Origin of the sequence: Pseudomonas batumici (genome assembly GCF_000820515.1) — a bacterium.
Taxonomy (GTDB): Bacteria; Pseudomonadota; Gammaproteobacteria; order Pseudomonadales; family Pseudomonadaceae; genus Aquipseudomonas; species Aquipseudomonas batumici.
In genome coordinates this window covers 72,104-86,556 of sequence record NZ_JXDG01000068.1, presented here as the reverse complement: position 1 = coordinate 86,556, position 14,453 = coordinate 72,104, and the positions used below count along the sequence as shown (strand labels likewise).

Annotated in this window: 12 protein-coding genes; 10 read left to right on the top strand and 2 right to left on the bottom strand. The window is 63.6% G+C overall.

Annotation, left to right across the window (positions count from 1 at the left end):
- Positions 1-85 precede the first annotated feature (85 nt).
- Together UCMB321_RS25990 and ptsP are read left to right on the top strand one after the other, a co-directional pair.
- Positions 86-565, top strand: coding sequence for an RNA pyrophosphohydrolase (locus UCMB321_RS25990; protein ID WP_040071746.1), 480 nt, complete (start codon positions 86-88; stop codon positions 563-565).
- Between the two features lie 21 nt (positions 566-586).
- Positions 587-2,860 carry a phosphoenolpyruvate--protein phosphotransferase gene (gene ptsP / locus UCMB321_RS25985; RefSeq protein ID WP_040071552.1) on the top strand — a complete coding sequence of 758 codons (2,274 nt, stop codon included), beginning with the start codon at positions 587-589 and terminating at the stop codon, positions 2,858-2,860.
- A 6-nt stretch (positions 2,861-2,866) separates the two neighbouring features.
- On the opposite strand, the gene UCMB321_RS25980 is transcribed toward ptsP, so the two are convergent.
- On the bottom strand, positions 2,867-3,613 hold the full coding sequence (locus UCMB321_RS25980) for an NRDE family protein (protein WP_040071551.1): 747 nt from the start codon (positions 3,611-3,613) through the stop codon (positions 2,867-2,869).
- 112 nt (positions 3,614-3,725) lie between these two features.
- Between UCMB321_RS25980 and UCMB321_RS25975 the strand changes: the two genes are divergently transcribed.
- The 3 genes from UCMB321_RS25975 (at position 3,726) to UCMB321_RS25965 (ending at position 6,466) form a co-directional block, all read left to right on the top strand.
- A complete protein-coding gene (locus UCMB321_RS25975) occupies positions 3,726-4,508 on the top strand; it encodes a sulfite exporter TauE/SafE family protein (RefSeq protein ID WP_040071550.1) in 783 nt (260 codons plus the stop codon).
- Between the two features lie 125 nt (positions 4,509-4,633).
- On the top strand, positions 4,634-5,446 hold the full coding sequence (gene lgt, locus UCMB321_RS25970; RefSeq protein ID WP_040071549.1) for a prolipoprotein diacylglyceryl transferase: 813 nt from the start codon (positions 4,634-4,636) through the stop codon (positions 5,444-5,446).
- Positions 5,447-5,494: 48 nt separating this feature from the next.
- Positions 5,495-6,466: a thymidylate synthase gene (locus tag UCMB321_RS25965; RefSeq protein ID WP_040071547.1), complete on the top strand. Its 972-nt coding sequence runs from the start codon at positions 5,495-5,497 to the stop codon at positions 6,464-6,466.
- A gap of 142 nt (positions 6,467-6,608) precedes the next feature.
- On the opposite strand, the gene cadR is transcribed toward UCMB321_RS25965, so the two are convergent.
- Positions 6,609-7,055 (bottom strand): Cd(II)/Pb(II)-responsive transcriptional regulator, encoded by a 447-nt coding sequence (gene cadR / locus UCMB321_RS25960; RefSeq protein ID WP_040071545.1) that lies wholly within the window; start codon positions 7,053-7,055, stop codon positions 6,609-6,611.
- Between the two features lie 83 nt (positions 7,056-7,138).
- Between cadR and UCMB321_RS25950 the strand changes: the two genes are divergently transcribed.
- From UCMB321_RS25950 to UCMB321_RS25930, 5 genes are all read left to right on the top strand, one after another.
- The gene (locus UCMB321_RS25950) at positions 7,139-9,511 is read left to right on the top strand and encodes a heavy metal translocating P-type ATPase (RefSeq protein ID WP_084615159.1); all 2,373 of its coding nucleotides are present in this window, start codon (positions 7,139-7,141) and stop codon (positions 9,509-9,511) included.
- A gap of 17 nt (positions 9,512-9,528) precedes the next feature.
- Positions 9,529-10,392, top strand: coding sequence for a LysR family transcriptional regulator (locus tag UCMB321_RS25945; protein WP_040071541.1), 864 nt, complete (start codon positions 9,529-9,531; stop codon positions 10,390-10,392).
- Between the two features lie 103 nt (positions 10,393-10,495).
- Positions 10,496-11,572 (top strand): putative 2-aminoethylphosphonate ABC transporter ATP-binding protein, encoded by a 1,077-nt coding sequence (locus tag UCMB321_RS25940; protein ID WP_040071540.1) that lies wholly within the window; start codon positions 10,496-10,498, stop codon positions 11,570-11,572.
- A 1-nt stretch (position 11,573) separates the two neighbouring features.
- Positions 11,574-13,298 (top strand): putative 2-aminoethylphosphonate ABC transporter permease subunit, encoded by a 1,725-nt coding sequence (locus UCMB321_RS25935; RefSeq protein ID WP_040071539.1) that lies wholly within the window; start codon positions 11,574-11,576, stop codon positions 13,296-13,298.
- 53 nt (positions 13,299-13,351) lie between these two features.
- Positions 13,352-14,374 carry a putative 2-aminoethylphosphonate ABC transporter substrate-binding protein gene (locus UCMB321_RS25930; RefSeq protein ID WP_040071538.1) on the top strand — a complete coding sequence of 341 codons (1,023 nt, stop codon included), beginning with the start codon at positions 13,352-13,354 and terminating at the stop codon, positions 14,372-14,374.
- Positions 14,375-14,453: the final 79 nt, after the last annotated feature.

Sequence of the window (14,453 nt, the reverse complement as noted above, 5' to 3'; positions counted from 1 at the left end):
AGTGCACATAAGGTAGGCAGGCTCGTTGCTGCTTTCACAACCTTTGTGGAACAATGCGGCGACATGCGTTTGCGAGGTGGTTGCCGTGATCGACCCCGATGGTTTCCGTCCTAATGTCGGGATAATTCTGACGAATGATGCCGGTCAGGTCCTATGGGCGCGCCGGATCAATCAAGATGCATGGCAGTTTCCGCAAGGCGGGATCAATCCTGACGAAACGCCTGAAGACGCTTTGTACCGCGAATTGAACGAAGAAGTCGGCCTGGAACGTGAAGATGTGCAAATTCTGGCCTGTACCCGGGGCTGGTTGCGCTATCGTTTGCCGCAACGTCTGGTGCGTACCCACAGCCAACCGCTGTGCATCGGCCAGAAACAGAAATGGTTTCTCCTGCGCCTGCTCTCCAACGAGCAGCGGGTGCGGATGGATTTGACCGGTAAACCGGAGTTCGATGGCTGGCGCTGGGTCAGCTATTGGTACCCGTTGGGCCAGGTGGTGACATTCAAGCGCGAGGTCTACCGTCGCGCGCTCAAAGAGCTTGCCCCGCGCCTGTTGGCGCGCGACTGACACGGAGTTCGACCCCGAGCCATGCTCAATACGCTGCGCAAGATCGTCCAGGAAGTTAACGCCGCCAAGGATCTCAAGGCGGCGTTGGGCATTATTGTATTGCGCGTCAAGGAGGCCATGGGCAGCCAGGTCTGCTCGGTCTACTTGCTGGACCCAGAGACCAACCGCTTTGTCCTGATGGCCACCGAGGGCTTGAACAAGCGCTCGATCGGCAAGGTCAGCATGGCGCCGAACGAAGGCCTGGTCGGTCTGGTGGGTACGCGCGAAGAACCGCTGAACCTGGAAAACGCCGCCGATCACCCGCGTTATCGCTACTTTGCCGAAACCGGCGAGGAGCGTTATGCCTCCTTCCTCGGTGCACCGATCATTCACCACCGCCGGGTGGTCGGCGTGTTGGTGATCCAGCAGAAGGAGCGTCGCCAGTTCGACGAAGGCGAAGAAGCCTTCCTGGTGACCATGAGCGCCCAGCTCGCCGGCGTTATCGCCCATGCCGAAGCCACCGGTTCGATCCGCGGGCTGGGGCGTGAAGGCAAGGGCATCCAGGAAGCCAAGTTCATCGGTGTGCCGGGCTCGCCGGGCGCGGCCGTGGGTACGGCGGTGGTCATGCTGCCGCCGGCGGACCTGGATGTGGTGCCGGACAAGGCGATCGCCGATATCGATGCCGAACTGGCCCTGTTCAAGACCGCTATCGAAGGCGTACGCGCCGACATGCGCACGCTCTCGGCCAAGCTCGCGACCCAGTTGCGTCCTGAAGAGCGGGCGCTGTTCGACGTCTACCTGATGATGCTCGACGATGCCTCCCTCGGCAGCGAAATCACCAATGTGATCAAGACCGGCCAATGGGCCCAGGGTGCCTTGCGCCAGGTGGTGACCGATCACGTCAACCGTTTTGAACTGATGGACGACGCCTACCTGCGCGAGCGCGCGTCGGACGTCAAGGACCTTGGGCGTCGGCTGCTGGCCTACCTGCAATCCGAGCGCCAGCAGGCCATGGTCTACCCGGACAACACCATCATGGTCAGCGAAGAGCTGACCGCGGCCATGCTGGGCGAGGTGCCGGAAGGCAAGCTCAAGGGCCTGGTGTCGGTACTGGGTTCGGGTAACTCCCACGTGGCGATCCTGGCGCGGGCCATGGGTATTCCGACGGTCATGGGCCTGGTGGACCTGCCGTATTCGAAGGTCGACGGCATCGAGATGATCGTCGACGGCGCGCGCGGCGAGGTGTTTACCAACCCTGGCGAAGTCTTGCGCCGGCAATATGTCAGTGTGGTGGAAGAAGAACGCCAGCTGTCCGAAGGCCTGGATGCCTTGCGCGAACTGCCCTGCGTGACCCCTGATGGTCACCGCATGCCGCTGTGGGTCAACACCGGCCTGCTGGCGGATGTGGCCCGGGCGCAGCAGCGCGGAGCCGAGGGTGTCGGCCTGTACCGCACCGAAGTGCCCTTCATGATCAACCAGCGTTTCCCGAGCGAGAAGGAACAGCTGGCGATCTACCGCGAGCAGTTGTCGGCGTTCCATCCGCAGCCGGTGACCATGCGCAGCCTGGACATCGGCGGCGACAAGTCGCTGCCGTATTTCCCGATCGAAGAAGACAACCCGTTCCTCGGCTGGCGCGGTATCCGCGTGACCCTCGACCACCCGGAAATCTTCCTGGTGCAGGCGCGGGCCATGCTCAAGGCCAGTGAAAGCCTGAACAACCTGCGGATCCTGCTGCCGATGATCTCGGGTATCCACGAGATGGAAGAGGCGCTGCACCTGATCCACCGCGCCTGGGGCGAAGTGCGCGACGAAGGCACCGACGTGCCGATGCCGCCGGTGGGGGTGATGATCGAGATTCCCGCGGCGGTGTACCAGACCCGCGAGCTGGCGCGGCAGGTGGACTTCCTTTCGGTGGGCTCCAACGACCTGACCCAGTACCTGCTGGCGGTGGACCGCAACAACCCTCGGGTGGCGGACCTTTACGACTACCTGCACCCGGCGGTGCTGCAAGCCCTGCAGAACGTGGTGCGCGATGCCCATGCCGAAGGCAAGCCGGTGAGTATCTGCGGCGAGATGGCCGGTGATCCGATGGCGGCGGTGCTGTTGATGGCGATGGGTTTTGACAGCCTGTCGATGAACGCCACCAACCTGCCGAAGGTGAAGTGGATGTTGCGCCAGGTCAGCCTGAGCAAGGCCCGGGAGCTGCTGGCCCAGGTGATGACCATCGACAACCCGCAGGTGATTCGCAGTACTTTGCAGTTGGCGCTGAAGAACCTCGGGTTGTCACGGATGGTGGCGCCGACGGTCACGCATTGAGGGGAGCTAGACCTTCAGCTCCACCTCCCCCAAATGCCCGCCATAAGGTCCGAAACTGCGTTCGAACAGATGGCGCCGGCCATCGGCGTGGACGATCAGCACCGTGCTGGCCCGTGTGCCGTAGCTGGGGCTGGCGATAAAGATGCTGGACAACAGACTCTCGGTTGCAACGCCCACCCCGGTGTCCGGCAGCTCGGCAAGCGGTGCGCTCGTCGGATCGCCGAGCAACGCCAGCAAGGCTTCCGGCTGGGGATCGCGCAATTCCCAGGACAGCGCCGCCCGGGCCTTGAGCAGTTTCGGCCAAGGCGTATCGAGCCCGGCATTCGACAGCCCGTACACACCTTCCATCAGTTGGCGCGGCTCACCCTCGTGAGAGTTGAAATGCCACAAGGTGTCTGCGGTGCCCAGCAGCAGGTTGAAACCGCCATATTCCATTGATCTTGCGCGAACTTCGGCTAAATAGTCCTCAGCCGGTTGATCCTCGGTAAGAAAGCGTGCCACCAGCTCCCCGCGCGAACGGCGGCCCACTGGCTGGTTCGGGTTGCGGATATTGGTCAAGGCCGCAAAGCGCCCCCCGGCGCCGATCCCGAGCCAGGTGCCGCCCGCCTCCAGATCCCGTCCGGCATAGACCTGCGGCGCTTCCGGCCACTGCGCCAGCGGCAGGCTCGGCCGGGCGTAGAACTCGTCGCGGTTGGCCGCGACGATCAGCGGCTGGGCGTGGCCCGGGCGCCAGGCAAAGACAATCAGACACATCAGGTTGTCCCTCGATGTTTTTTGCCCACTCTACGCAGGGTATCCATCGTCATCCAGTAGAGCCGTGTCCGTCCTTCCGTTACCATGCCGGACTTGTTTCGTGGGGGCGCACATGGAATTTCTGCTCTATCTGCTGTTGGGGGCCTGTGCCGGCGTACTGGCCGGGCTGTTCGGCGTGGGCGGGGGAATCATTATCGTCCCCGTGCTGGTGTTCAGTTTCACCCTGCAAGGCTTCGATCCGCTGATCCTCACGCACCTGGCGGTGGGCACCTCCCTGGCGACGATCATTTTCACCTCGTTCAACACCATTCGCGGGCACCACAAGCGCGGTGCGGTGCAGTGGTCGATCTTTGTCTGGATGGCCCTGGGCATCCTCGCGGGCTCGGGCCTCGGCGCGCTGACCGCCAAGGCCATCGCCGGCCCGAATCTGCAGAAGATCATCGGCGTGTTCGCCCTGGTGGTGGCGGCGCAGATGGCGCTGAACCTCAAGCCCAAGGCCAGCCACACCGTGCCCGGCAAGTTCGGCCTGGGTCTGGCGGGGGCGGTGATCGGCTGGGCTTCGGCGATTTTCGGGATCGGCGGCGGTTCCTTGACCGTGCCGTTCCTGACCTGGCGCAGCGTGTCGATGCAGCAGGCGGTGGGGACGTCCTCGGCCTGTGGCTTGCCGATTGCCCTGGCCAGCACCTTGAGTTTCATGATCCTGGGTTGGCACGATCCGTTGTTGCCGGCCTACAGCCTGGGTTTCATCTATTTGCCGGCCTTGCTCGGGATTGCCCTGACCAGTATGTTTTTTGCCCGTTTCGGCGTGCAATTGGCGCACAAGTTGTCGCCGTTGCTGCTCAAGCGGCTGTTTGCCGGCCTGTTGTTTATTGTCGGCATGAAGTTCCTGCTCTGAGCCACAGGCACGGTTCAGTCACGCTGACGCAATATTGGCTTAATGGCGGAGTTGCAACATGACCCGCCGGCCTCGCGATCCCTGACCCGCCGGGTCCTGAATTTTTACTCTATCGAGGAGTTGCAATGCTGCCTTACCCGCAGATCGACCCGGTGGCCGTGGCCATCGGTCCGCTGAAAATCCACTGGTACGGCCTGATGTACCTGGTCGGCATTGGCGGTGCGTGGCTGCTGGCCTCCCGGCGCCTGAACCGTTTCGACCCGACCTGGACCAAGGAAAAGCTCTCCGACCTGATCTTCTGGTTGGCCATGGGCGTGATCGTCGGCGGGCGCCTGGGTTATGTGCTGTTCTACGACCTGAGCGCCTACCTGGCCAACCCGACGCTGATCTTCGAGGTCTGGAAGGGCGGCATGGCGTTCCATGGCGGTTTCATCGGGGTGATGCTGGCGGCCTGGTGGTTCGGCCGGCGCAACGGCAAGTCGTTCTTCGAACTGATGGACTTTGTCGCGCCGATGGTACCGATCGGCCTGGGTGCCGGGCGGATCGGCAACTTCATCAACGCCGAGTTGTGGGGCAAACCGACCGATTTGCCGTGGGCGATGGTCTTCCCGCCGTTCAGCGATCCGGCCCAGTTGCCGCGTCACCCGTCGCAGCTGTACCAGTTCGCCCTGGAAGGCGTGGCGCTGTTCGTCATTCTCTGGTTGTTCTCGCGCAAGCCGCGGCCGACCATGGCGATCTCGGGCATGTTCGCGTTGTTCTACGGGATCTTCCGTTTTGTCGTCGAGTTCGTCCGGGTGCCGGATGCGCAGCTCGGCTATCTGGCGTTCGGCTGGGTGACCATGGGGCAGATTCTCAGTCTGCCGATGATCATCGGCGGCCTGGGCTTGCTGTGGTTCGCCTATCACCGCACGCCGACGGCGAAAGACGCCGCGCTTTAAATTCGAATCGGGGCCCGCGGGCCCCGTATTCAAGGATGCAGGTAACTCATGAAGCAATATCTCGAACTGGTCGCCCACGTCATCAAGAACGGCACCAAGCAGGCCAACCGTACCGGCGTGAACACCATCAGCTTTCCCGGGGCGATGCTGCGCTATGACCTCAAGGAAGGCTTTCCGGCGATCACCACCCGCAAGATGGCCTTCAAGTCCGCCATCGGCGAGATGTGCGGTTTTCTCCGTGGGGTGAACAACGCCGCCGAGTTCCGGGCGCTGGGCTGCAAGGTCTGGGACCAGAACGCCAACGAAAACGCGCAATGGCTGGCCAATCCGTTCCGCCAGGGCGATGACGACCTGGGCGAGATCTACGGGGTGCAATGGCGCAAATGGCCGGCGTACAAGCAGATTGCCAAGAGCAACGTGGCCGCCATCGAGCAGACCCTGGGCCAGGGCTACCGGCAGATTGCCGAGGGCGAGGAAAACGGCCAAGCCTATGTGGTGCTGTACAAGGCCATCGACCAGGTGCGCCAGTGCGTCGACACCATCACCAAGGACCCGGGCAGCCGGCGGATCCTGTTCCACGGCTGGAACTGCGCGCAGCTGGATGAAATGGCCCTGCCGCCCTGTCATTTGCTCTACCAGTTTCACCCGAATGTGGAGACGAAGGAGATTTCCCTGACCCTCTACATCCGTTCGAACGACCTGGGCCTGGGCACGCCGTTCAACCTGACCGAAGGGGCGGCGCTGCTGAGCCTGATCGGGCGGCTGACCGGTTACACGCCGCGCTGGTTCACCTATTTCATCGGCGATGCCCATGTGTATGAAAACCACCTGGACATGCTCAATGAACAACTGACGCGCGAGCCGTTCCCGATGCCGAAACTGGTGATTTCCGAGCGGGTGCCGGAGTTTGCCAAGACCGGGGTGTACCAGCCGGAGTGGCTGGAGTTGGTCGAGCCGGGCGATTTCTCGCTGGAAGGCTACCAGCACCATGCGCCGATGACGGCGCCGATGGCGGTCTGAGTCCGACTCCGGACCGCGTTATCGTTCTTCGCGGGCAAGCTCCGCTCCCACAGTAGGTTTGTGTCGTACACAGAAGGTGCGTACGACTCGGAATCTGTGGGAGCGGAGCTTGTCGGGTCGCCGCATCGCCGCGAAGAGGCCGTCAATGCCCGTGACTTCTCCCAACATGTGAATGCTCTTCCGTCGGCACCACGCTGCCGCTGACTTCCAGCCGCTGCAAGATCCCGCACTGATCCAGGTCCGGCCCGCCGCCACAGCGCTGGCGCAAGTCCAGCAACTGCACCTGCAACGCCAGCAACCCGTCGATCCGCGCCTTGACGTGGTGGATGTGCTCGTCGATCAGCGCATTCACGCTTTCGCACTGATCCTGCGGGCTGTCGCGCAGGTCCAGCAAACTGCGAATCTCCTCCAGCGTCATGTCCAGGCTGCGACAGTTGCGGATAAAGGTCAGGCGTTCCACGTGCGCCTGGGTGTACAGGCGATAGTTGCCCTCGCTGCGCGCCGGTTCCGGCAGCAGGTTTTCCTTTTCGTAATAGCGGATGGTTTCCACCTGGCAGTCGGTGAGTTTCGCCAGTTCGCCAATCTTCATCGTTCGATCTCCCAAAAGGGTGCTTGACCCTATAGTGGCTACAGGGTGTTCACTTGGCAACAAGCACCTTCAGGGACGCACCCATGAGCGACTCCATCCATACTTCGCACAAGCCCGGCAGCGATCATGCGCACGCTGATCACGATCACGATCACGATCACGATCACGATCACGATCACGATCACGGCCATGACCACAGCCATGCCGATAAACACGCTCTCCAGCCTTTTCGTGTCCTCCAGCCGGTGAAGGCTTCCCACTCCCATGGGAAGGCCGGTCATGCGCACAGCAGCTGCTGTTCGAGCGCCGAGGCCTCCGCGTTGGTCAAGCTCAGCGCCACCACCAGCGCCGACGCACGGTTGAGCCGCTTCCGCATCGAAGCCATGGACTGCCCCACCGAGCAGACGCTGATCCAGAACAAGCTCGGCAAGCTCTCGGGTGTGCAGCAGCTTGAGTTCAACCTGATCAACCGGATCCTCGGCGTGACCCACGACCTGTCGTCGACCGCGCCGATCGTCGACGCCATCAAGTCCCTGGGCATGCAGGCCGAGCCGCTGGAAGAGGGGGCGAACGCCGACACCCCGAGCCAGCCGCCAGTGAAGAAGCCCTGGTGGCCCCTGGCGCTGTCCGGCGTCGGGGCGTTGGCCGCCGAAGTGATTCACTTCACCGGCGTGGCGCCGACCTGGGTGGTGGCAATCGTCGCGCTGATCTCCATCCTCAGCGGCGGCCTGACCACCTATAAAAAGGGCTGGATCGCCCTGAAGAACCGCAACCTGAACATCAACGCGCTGATGAGCATCGCCGTGACCGGTGCCGTGCTGATCGGCCAGTGGCCGGAAGCGGCGATGGTGATGTTCCTCTTCACCATCGCCGAGCTGATCGAAGCCAGGTCGCTGGACCGGGCGCGCAACGCCATCAGCGGCCTGATGCAGATGACGCCGGAGAAGGCCACGGTGCGCCAGGATGACGGTGACTGGGTCGAACGCGAGGTCAAAAGCATCGAACTGGACGCGCTGGTACGGGTACGACCCGGTGAGCGCATTGCGCTTGATGGCGAAGTGGTCTATGGCAGTTCAAGCGTCGATCAGGCGCCGATCACCGGCGAAAGCCTGCCTATCGAGAAAAACCCTGGCGACAAGCTCTTCGCCGGTACCGTCAACCAGGCGGGCTCACTGGACTATCGGGTGACAGCGACCGCGGGACACTCGACCCTGGCGCGGATCATCCATGCCGTCGAGCAGGCCCAGGGTGCGCGGGCACCGACCCAGCGTTTCGTCGACACCTTCTCGAAAATCTACACCCCGGCGGTATTCGCCTTGGCCCTGGTGGTGGCGGTGTTGCCGCCGCTGTTGATGAACGGCCTGTGGTTCGACTGGATCTACCGGGCGCTGGTCCTGCTGGTGGTCGCCTGTCCGTGCGCGCTGGTGATCTCGACCCCGGTGACCATCGTCAGCGGCCTGGCCGCCGCCGCGCGCAAGGGCATCCTGATCAAGGGCGGGGTCTATCTGGAAAGCGGGCACAAGCTCGATTACCTGGCCCTGGACAAGACCGGCACCATCACCCATGGCAAGCCGGTGCTGACCGACTACCTGTCCCTCGAGCCGCTGGCCCTGGAAACCGCGCCGCTGATCGCCGCCAGCCTCGCGTCCCGTTCCGATCACCCGGTATCCCTGGCGATCGCCAAGGATGCGCAGGACAAACAGTGGGCTCTGCAGGACGTCGAGGCATTCGAAGCCTTGAGCGGACGCGGCGTGCGCGGCGAGATCGACGGCAAGGGTTATTACCTGGGCAATCATCGCCTGGTGGAAGACCTCGGACTCTGCTCGCCGGCCCTGGAAGAAAAACTCTTCGCCCTGGAAAAACAAGGCAAGACCGTGGTGCTGTTGCTCGATGCGTCCGGCCCGCTGGCGTTGTTCGCCGTGGCCGATACGGTCAAGGCCTCCAGCCGCGAGGCGATCCGCGAGTTGCACGCGTTGGGTATCCGGACCCAGATGCTCACCGGTGACAATGTCCACACCGCCTCCGCCATTGCGGCCCAGGTCGGGATCGACGAAGCACGTGGCGACCTGCTGCCCACCGACAAACTGCAGGCCATCGAAACGCTGTATGCCCAAGGCCATCAGGTCGGCATGGTCGGCGACGGCATCAACGACGCCCCCGCCCTGGCCCGTGCCGAGATCGGCTTCGCCATGGCCGCCGCCGGTACCGACACCGCCATCGAGACCGCCGATGTCGCCCTGATGGACGACGATCTGCGCAAGATTCCCGCGTTCATTCGCCTTTCGCGCCAGACCGCGAGTATCCTCAGGCAGAATATCGCCCTGGCGCTGGTGATCAAGGCGATCTTCCTGGCGGTGACCTTCCTCGGTTTCGCGACCATGTGGATGGCGGTGTTCGCCGACATGGGCGTCAGCCTGCTGGTGGTGTTCAATGGGTTGCGCCTGTTGCGCAAGTAAACGAATGAGAGGGTGATGTGCTGAGTGCCGAGCTGAAGGCGTTTTACATGGTCGCCCGCCTGGGCAGCATCACCCAGGCGGCGAAAAGGCTCGGGCTCAGCCAGCCCACGGTGACCACCCAGATCCGCCATCTGGAAAGCCAGTACTCGGTCGAGCTCTTCTATCGCGGCGGTCGGCGGCTGAGCCTCAGCGAGGAGGGCGCGCGCTTGCTGCCGATGGTCAAGGCGCTGTTGCAGCAGGAATCTGATATCGAGTTTTTCCTGCGCAACAGCGGGCAGGTGCAGGGCACCTTGCGCATTGCCGCGACGGCGCCGTATTACATCCTGGATCTGGTGAAGGCCTTTCGCGAGCGCTTGCCGCAGGTGGAGGTGTCGGTGGAAATCGGCAACTCCCAGCAGGTGCTGGAGGCGCTGGAGGAGTATCGGGTCGATGTCGCGGCCTCGTCGCAACTGCTGGAGGACCCGCGCTTGATCCGCCGGGTGCTGGGCAGCGATCCGCTGGTGTTGGCGGTGCATCGCAATCATCCACTGGCGATTCATGAGCATGTGCCGCTGTCGGCGCTGGCCGGGCATTGCCTGCTGATGCGCGAGGCGGGTTCGACCACCCGGCAGCTGACGGAAGCGTTATTGTGCAATGCGCAGGTCAGTTATGGCCCGCTGCTGGAAATCGGCAGCCGGGAGTCGATTCGTGAGGCGGTGCTGCGCAATATCGGCATCAGCATCATTGCCCGGCAGGAAGTGCCCCACGACCCGCAACTGCGGGTGTTGACCATCGAAAATGCTCCGCAGATTCCCGAGTACCTGTATTGCCTCAAGGAGCGCAAGTCGGCGCGCCTGCCGGCGGCATTTCTCGGGTTGGCCCAGGAGATGGCGCCGGCCTGACCCAAATCCACCAATACCACTATCGGCAGCTTTTGCCTTATTGCCACATAGCCTACGCATTCGCTCCCTAGCATGACCCTCATCCGCTTGATGAGGTCCGTCCATGAACAACTCGATCGCCAATGCCCTGGCCAACCCCGGCGCGCCGATGAAGGTGCGCGGTGTGCGCAAGCGCTTCGGCGCCTTCACCGCGCTGGACAACGTCTCCCTGGACGTGGCCGCCGGTGAGCTGGTCTGCCTGCTCGGCCCGTCCGGTTGCGGCAAGACCACCTTGCTGCGCTGCATCGCCGGCCTGGAACGTCAGGACGACGGCGAACTGTTCCTCGGCGAGCGCAATGTCTCCGAGCTGCCACCGCAGGCCCGTGACTACGGCATCCTGTTCCAGTCCTACGCGTTGTTCCCCAATCTGACGGTGGAGGCGAATATCGCCTACGGTCTCGCCGGCAGTGGCCGTGACGAAACCCGCAAGCGCGTCGCTCAGATGCTGGAACTGGTGGGCCTGCTCGGCAGCGAAAGGAAATACCCCGGCCAACTCTCCGGCGGCCAGCAGCAACGTGTTGCCCTGGCCCGCGCCCTGGCACCGGCGCCTTCACTGTTGCTGCTCGACGAACCCATGTCGGCCCTCGACGCCCGGGTCCGCGAGCATCTGTGCACCGAGCTGCGCCAGTTGCAGCGCAACCTCGGCGTGACCACCCTGATGGTCACCCACAACCAGGACGAGGCCATGCTGATGGCCGACCGCATTGCCGTGATGAACAACGGCAAGGTCGAGCAGTACGCCACGCCCCAGGAAATCTACGACAGGCCGGCCACGCCGTTCGTCGCCGAGTTCGTCGGCCAGGGCAACTGGCTGCCGTTCCAGCGCAGCAGCGACAGCCATGCGCGGGTCGGCGGCATGGATGTACGCCTGGCCGATGGCACGGCCCGCGCCGCCTCCGGCCGGTTGTTCTGCCGTCCCGAAGCGATCAGCGTCAACCCGCCGATCCACGAGGAAAACCTGTTCCCGGCGCGGGTGCGCGAAATCACCTTCCTCGGCAATCGCTGCCGCATGCGTTTCGAACTCAATCATTTGCCCGGGCACCCCCTGTTGGCCGAAGTCGGCCCGCAGGACATGCCGCGCCTGGGCGCGCCGGATATCTGGGTGGCGCTGCCGCCTCGCAGCCTCCAGGTGTTTGCCTGAGATGGCCGTTGAAATCAGCCTGCCCTTGTCCCGGCAGTCGACCCTGAAGCCCGTGCGGGTCGGCCTCGGCGACCGTCTGTTCGTCGTCGGTGGCAAGTTGCTCTGGCTTTGCCTGCTGGGCGTGGCGGTATTGCTACCGCTGCTGGCGATCTTCTGGCGGGGTTTCAGCAGTGAAGCCGGGCAGGGCGGTGGCTGGCTGGCTGCCCAGGAACTGGTGAGCAGCGACAACTTTCACTGGCTGCTGGGCAATAGCCTGAAAGTTTCCCTCAGCGTTGCGGCCATCGTCGTACCGCTGGCCTATCTGTTTGCCTACGCCCTGCAACGCACGCTGATCCCCGCCAAGCCGCTGTGGCGGGCGCTGTCCCTGTTGCCGCTGATGGCACCGTCGATGCTGCCGGGTATCGCGCTGGTCTACCTGTTCGGCAACCAGGGCCTGCTGCGTGGCCTGTTGTCGGAGAATATCTACGGTTTCTGGGGCATGGTCCTCGGCGAGGTCATCTACACCTTTCCCCATGCCCTGATGATCCTGATCTCGGCCTTGTCCCTGGCTGATGCGCGCTTGTTCGACGCCGCGTCGAGCATGGGCGCCGGGCCCTGGAAGGCGTTCCGCAGCATCACCTGGCCGGCCAGCCGCCAGGCGCTGTTCGCCGCCTTCTGCCTGGTGTTCACCCTGACCATCACCGACTTCGGCGTGCCGGTGGTGGTGGGCGGCGACTATCAGGTGCTGGCGCTCGAAGCCTACAAGGCGGTGGTCGGCCAGCAGCAGTTTGGCCGCGGTGCCCTGATCGGCATGATCCTGCTGCTGCCGGCGCTGTTCAGCTTTGCCGTCGATGCCTGGCTGCGCCGCCGTCACGGCGAGGCCATGAGCGGGCGCGCCCAGGTGTTCAAGCCGGTGCGGTCCTGGCGACGTGACGCCTGCTACCTGGCGTTTGTGCTGCTGGTCTGCGCGGGCCTGCTGCTGGTGTTCGGCATGGCGGTGTATTCGTCGCTGGTGAAGTTCTGGCCTTACAACCTGTCGCTGTCGTTCAGTCACTACGCCTTCAACGCGACCACCGGCAGCGGCTGGCTGGCCTACCGCAACAGCCTGACCCTGGCGCTGTGCACGGCGCTGATCGGCAGCGGGCTGATTTTCACCGGTGCCTACCTGATGGAGAAAACCCGTGGCCAGCGTGGCCTGAACCTGGCCCTGCGGATCCTCGGCTTTGTACCGATGGCGGTCCCGGGCCTGGTCCTGGGCCTGGGCTACGTGTTCTTCTTCAACCTCAACGGCAACCCGCTGCATGTGTTCTACGGGACCACGACCCTGCTGGTGGTCTGCACCATCGCCCATTACCTGACCACCGCGCAGATGACCGCCACCACGGCGCTGCGCCAGCTCGACAACGAGTTCGAGGCCGCCGCCCTGTCGCTCAAGGCGCCGCTCTATCGGCATTACCTGCGGGTCACGCTGCCGATCTGCCTGCCGGCGTTGCTGGACATCGTGCGCTACCTGTTCGTTTCGGCGATGACCACGGTGTCGGCGGCGATCTTTCTCTACAGCCCCGACACGATCCTGGCGGCGGTGGCGGTGCTGAACATGGACGACGCCGGCAACGTCGGCGGTGCTGCGGCCATGTCGACCCTGATCCTGTTTACCTCGATCGCCGTATCGCTGCTGCTGGCCTGGGCTTCGCGCGGGGTACTGCGCCGCTCCCAGGCCTGGCGGCAGACCGTGCCCGGCCATTGATCCGACGACAACGCTTTGCCCAACCCCAACCGCACTCAACAAGGAACCGCACCATGTTCAAGCCCCTGGCTCTTGCCGCTGCTGTCCTCACTGCTTTCAGCCTGAATGCCTATGCCGCGAAAACCGAACTGACCGTGTACACGGCCCTCGAGTCCGAGCAGTTGACCGCCTACAAGAAAGCCTTCGAGGCGACCTACCCGGACGTGGAAATCAAATGGGTACGGGACTCCACCGGCATCATCACCGCCAAGCTGCTGGCCGAGAAGGCGCGTCCGCAGGCCGATGCGGTCTGGGGCCTGGCGGCTTCCAGCCTGGCGATCCTCGACCAGCAGGGCATGCTGCAAAGCTACGCCCCCAAGGACCTGGGCAAGATCGGCGGCAACTATCGCGATGCGGCGAACCCGCCGGCCTGGGTCGGCATGGACGTCTGGGCGGCGACCATCTGCTTCAACACCGTCGAAGCCGAGAAGCAGCACCTGAGCAAGCCGGTGAGCTGGCAGGACCTGACCAAGCCTGAGTACAAGGGCAAGATCGTGATGCCGAACCCGGCTTCGTCCGGCACCGGCTTCCTGGATGTCAGCGCCTGGTTGCAGACCTTCGGCCAGCAGCAGGGCTGGACGTATATGGATGAGCTGCACCAGAACATCGGCCAGTACGTTCACTCCGGTTCCAAGCCGTGCAAGCTGGCGGCTTCGGGCGAGTTCCCGATCGGTATTTCGTTCGAATACCCGGCGGTGCAACTGAAGCGCCAGGGCGCGCCGCTGGACATCATCCTGCCGAAGGAAGGCCTGGGCTGGGAAATCGAGGCCACGGCGGTGATCAAGGGTACGCCCCATGAGGCGGCGGCGAAGAAGTTGGCGGATTTCTCGGCAAGTCCCGCGGCCATGGAGCTGTACAAGGAAAACTTCGCTGTATTGGCACAGCCGGGTATTGCCAAGCCGCAGACCGAATTGCCGGCGGACTACGAGCAGCGCCTGATCAAGAACGACTTCGCCTGGGCTTCGAAGAGCCGCGACGAGATTCTTACCGAATGGCGCAAGCGTTATGACGGCAAGTCGGAGAAGGTCGCTCAGTAGGGTCGTTGTTTGAGCACAGTCACTCAAGGCTGAACGCGATCCCTTGTAGGAGCCGGCTTGCCGGCGATGAGGCCGGCCA

What these genes read in the sequence shown, in the direction of transcription:
- ptsP (WP_040071552.1), top strand. Translation starts at nt 587, where the DNA reads ATGCTCAATACGCTGCGCAAGATCGTCCAGGAAGTTAACGCCGCCAAG.
- UCMB321_RS25980 (WP_040071551.1), bottom strand. Translation starts at nt 3,613, where the DNA reads ATGTGTCTGATTGTCTTTGCCTGGCGCCCGGGCCACGCCCAGCCGCTG.
- UCMB321_RS25975 (WP_040071550.1), top strand. Translation starts at nt 3,726, where the DNA reads ATGGAATTTCTGCTCTATCTGCTGTTGGGGGCCTGTGCCGGCGTACTG.
- lgt (WP_040071549.1), top strand. Translation starts at nt 4,634, where the DNA reads ATGCTGCCTTACCCGCAGATCGACCCGGTGGCCGTGGCCATCGGTCCG.
- UCMB321_RS25965 (WP_040071547.1), top strand. Translation starts at nt 5,495, where the DNA reads ATGAAGCAATATCTCGAACTGGTCGCCCACGTCATCAAGAACGGCACC.
- cadR (WP_040071545.1), bottom strand. Translation starts at nt 7,055, where the DNA reads ATGAAGATTGGCGAACTGGCGAAACTCACCGACTGCCAGGTGGAAACC.
- UCMB321_RS25950 (WP_084615159.1), top strand. Translation starts at nt 7,139, where the DNA reads ATGAGCGACTCCATCCATACTTCGCACAAGCCCGGCAGCGATCATGCG.
- UCMB321_RS25940 (WP_040071540.1), top strand. Translation starts at nt 10,496, where the DNA reads ATGAACAACTCGATCGCCAATGCCCTGGCCAACCCCGGCGCGCCGATG.
- UCMB321_RS25935 (WP_040071539.1), top strand. Translation starts at nt 11,574, where the DNA reads ATGGCCGTTGAAATCAGCCTGCCCTTGTCCCGGCAGTCGACCCTGAAG.
- UCMB321_RS25930 (WP_040071538.1), top strand. Translation starts at nt 13,352, where the DNA reads ATGTTCAAGCCCCTGGCTCTTGCCGCTGCTGTCCTCACTGCTTTCAGC.